Here is a 3,411-nt window from a genome sequence, read left to right as displayed (position 1 = left end):
ACTGTGAAAAAACGACATTCAACCCCTAAAAAATCGGCAACAAAAGCATCCTAACTCTACTTTTTGCTTCAAGATTTTTGATTTCAGCTATTTTCATAAGGCTGGATTATTTTTAGGCAAATTTTTTAGTCTAAACTACAGAGTTGAGAAAGATCACGATTGGCAACAAGTCTCCTTAGCAGATTGCGATCATTTAGCGAAGAAGGTGCAGCAAAAAACCCTGACAACTGCTGAGGTGGAAGGGACAATTGCCGGTTTGATGGGAGTTATCGGAGTAATTGGCGAAATCCCACTGTCAATAGTTCAATCTCTGCAAACTATTCAGAGAATTGGCTTGTGTTATGGTTACTCGACCACAACGGAACAGGAGCGGAATTTTGCTTGGATTATCTTAGCAGCAGCTACCGCCCAAACTCCAGAGGCTAAATGGCAAGCGGTGGATAATTTGAGAGACAGTCACACGCAATTTTCTCGCCAAGCTTTTGACAATTTTCTCACTGAAATCGGCGACAAAGGTGCAATCTCGCTGGCAGCTGAAACGATTTTCCAGCAAGCTACTATCTATTTAGCTCCCAGTTCAGTAGGTGGGGCAATTCCTTGGTTAGGTGCTATCTCTAGCGGCGTTGGTTTGAGTTTCTTCCTCAATCAAGTGGCGGATGCCGCTCGCCGTGCCTATCAAATGCGTTGGCTGCTGGATAATCAGAAGCTTTCTTTGGCTCTAGCGAACTGAAGAACTGAATTGCTCCTAAAAATTGGGTTGGCGTTGAAAGCGTAAAAGGATAGGTATAGCTAACCCAATGGGAATAGCTAAAGTCATTAAAAAAGCTTTTGTCATCATGCCTAGGGTGGTGGCAAGTAATAAAGAACTGGCATTCTCTGGTATGGTCATAATCTGAATTAAGCCGCTTGCTGCTTGAAAAGCAAAGATTCCTGGTACTATTCCCACTACCGCCCCAAAAGCGATTACAGCCGGTGGCGCATGAAAACGATTAGAAAAATAAAGCGCCATTGTCCCAACAACAGCAGAAGCAATTAAATTACCCCAAATAATACCGGGTCCATGGTCAATACACAACCATCTTACCCCATGTCCCACCATGCCACAGACAATGCAAGCCCATAACATTTTCGGCGGCACATTAAAGAAAATGGCGAATCCCATAGCCGCTAATCCCGCAAAAATAACATCTTCAAATAGAGGTAAGGGAGAAACAGGATTACTGACAGGTAGTAAGGCGTTTGTAACCGTTGTCGAGAGAAGTAAACCAAAGGCGATTGAACTAAGAATTACTAAACTATACTCTAGACGTGCCATGCCCATGGGAATATGATTCTCGACTAAATCTAAGACTCCATTAATCAGATGAACCCCCGGTACTAACATCATCGACGGGATGAGAAAACAGATATTAGGAGTAGAACTCCATCCCAGTGGGCCTGCCACTCCCCCGATACATCCCCCCAAAAAAGCAGCTAGAAAATTAAGTAAAAAAGGATTAAAATGCCTTTTCCCCAGTTCTTGTCGTAAGATAACGCCCACTGCCGTAGCAATTCCCGTAATCACAAAGGAAGCCCAGTCTCCCTGAAAAATACGGGCTAAACTTGCCCCTGTAAGGCCTAACATCAGAATAATGAACCAGCGAGGGTAATAAATAGGGGGATATTTATCGATCTTTTCTAATTTCTGGATTAACTCAGTCAAGGTTAAACGATTTTGCTGAAACTTTTCGATCGATAAAAAAACCTGAGTAATTAAAGCCATATTAACGGCAATGCTGGTGATGGGGCGACTAAAGTGTGAGGAATATTCATTTTCACTCTTTACGGTTAGTTTAATGGCTTCATATTCACAATATACCCGGACTTCTACCCCGAATTTTTCCGCTAATTGTTGAATGGTTTGATGCACTCGTTCGGTGGTGGTACTGTGCTGCAATAAGATGCGGCCAGTTAAGAGCATCAGGTGAAAATAATCAGGAAAAGACGGAGATTTAGGGGATAAATAGGATTTTGAGGTCAAAGGATCGCACTCCACTCTGGTTTTTCTCCTTTTTGAATCGGCCAATCAGAAATTAGATGGGTGCGGCTCTTTTAGAAGGACGTATGGCAAGTCAAACAAGCATCGCTGTGTGTCTTGAAGTAGTAGAACAACAAGCTTGAATCACAGTTGTGAGCAAAGGAACACCATCTTGATACAAAGCCCGATGATGCCGTTGATGCTCTTGCTGTCAATGAAAGTGCCAATAATCAGGCCAATCACCGCTAACCTGAAGGGAGCGAAGACGTAAAACCGCCTCAGCACCCTTGAGACTCCATCTCGCCCCCGTAATAGACATCTCCAAAAATTATAACCCAGTCACAGCTTGCTTTTAGCTTATGTACTAATTAGGGTTTGCGGCAAAAAGTTTTTCGTGGGGGCAGGGTGTGGGGTGTGGGGTGTGGGGTGTAGGGTTTTACCGATTTTGAGGTAGTCAGTTACCTAATTTTCAGGGAAAAAGTCCAGGAATTTTCCCCCCGATCACTCCAATGGTCAGCACTTTTTGAGGGAAAAAAAGTCTAAAAGCCCTCAAGGGGTGACAAAGAGGTTTAAAGGTAGGCAGGATAAAGACTCTAGCCAAATGTCCCCCAAAGAAATAGAGTGGTTATGGCAACCACTCAAAAAATTAAAATGTTACCATCATTCTATCAGGCTTGTGGCTCTTCTCGACTTTGTGTGATAATTTTTGCTTATGTAAGGTGAAATGCTTATCCGGCAAAACTTTAATCGCTATTTGGCGGAAGAAACTATCAGTATAGACCTCGTTTCCACACAGAAACCAGAAGAACCGGCTTGTTTACAAGCTAATCTGAGCGAAGCACAATATCTTACCCTGCAAATCCTCATACTGCTCTTACAAGGTCACAGAACGGTACAATTAGAGAGATTAGCTGCCCTATTTCCTCAACCAATTACCTTTGAAAGCAGAAGAAGAAATTTACAGAGGTTTCTTAAGTTACCGCAATTAAGTGTGAAATTGTTATGGTTTCCGCTAATTAAACACATTATTAAGCAAGAGTTTAGCCGAAAAAATAAAAATCGACATCAAAGAAGAAAACTGAAAAAACTTAGGCATCTAGGACATCTGTTATTGGTAATCGACAGAACGGATTGGAAAGGAAGAAATTTATTGGTAGCCAGGCTCTTCTCGACTTTGTGTGATAATTTTTGCTTATAGAATCGTGAAATATTTACTGGGAAAGACTTTTAGGAGTATTTTGCTGAAGAAACTATGGTTCTTCGTTACTTGGTATGGTTCGATAGGGGGGCATAAATCGACTAAATCCTTATCTGGCAAGAGACTTAATTGATTAGTTCGCTCTAGATAAAAAACAATTGACAAAAATCGCTAAATGCCTTTCTATATAAGGGTT

3 protein-coding genes and 2 pseudogenes are annotated in these 3,411 nt (G+C 41.9%); 2 read left to right on the top strand and 3 right to left on the bottom strand.

From position 1 onward, the window contains the following. The first annotated feature begins 16 nt into the window (after nt 1-16). The gene (locus O9332_RS11665; RefSeq protein WP_353852428.1) at nt 17-730 is read left to right on the top strand and encodes an EcsC family protein; all 714 of its coding nucleotides are present in this window, start codon (nt 17-19) and stop codon (nt 728-730) included. A 15-nt stretch (nt 731-745) separates the two neighbouring features. Here O9332_RS11665 and O9332_RS11660 read toward each other — a convergent pair whose 3' ends face one another. Together O9332_RS11660 and O9332_RS11655 are read right to left on the bottom strand one after the other, a co-directional pair. Further along, on the bottom strand, nt 746-2,065 hold the full coding sequence (locus O9332_RS11660; RefSeq protein ID WP_288025627.1) for a threonine/serine exporter family protein: 1,320 nt from the start codon (nt 2,063-2,065) through the stop codon (nt 746-748). Nucleotides 2,066-2,111: 46 nt separating this feature from the next. Beyond that, nucleotides 2,112-2,336 (bottom strand): annotated as a pseudogene (locus tag O9332_RS11655) (ISKra4 family transposase); the annotation flags it as partial. Nucleotides 2,337-2,792: 456 nt separating this feature from the next. Between O9332_RS11655 and O9332_RS11650 the strand changes: the two are divergent. Further along, nucleotides 2,793-3,042 (top strand): annotated as a pseudogene (locus O9332_RS11650) (hypothetical protein); the annotation flags it as partial. Nucleotides 3,043-3,209: 167 nt separating this feature from the next. On the opposite strand, the gene O9332_RS11645 reads toward O9332_RS11650, so the two are convergent. Continuing rightward, entirely contained in the window at nt 3,210-3,380 is a 171-nt protein-coding gene (locus O9332_RS11645; protein WP_502846649.1) for a hypothetical protein, read from the bottom strand. Nucleotides 3,381-3,411 lie beyond the last annotated feature (31 nt).

It is taken from the genome of Microcystis sp. LE19-10.1B (genome assembly GCF_027530565.1).
GTDB lineage: Bacteria > Cyanobacteriota > Cyanobacteriia > Cyanobacteriales > Microcystaceae > Microcystis > Microcystis aeruginosa.
Note: the sequence above shows the minus strand (reverse complement) of the source record. Positions and strands in the feature narration are given on the sequence as shown.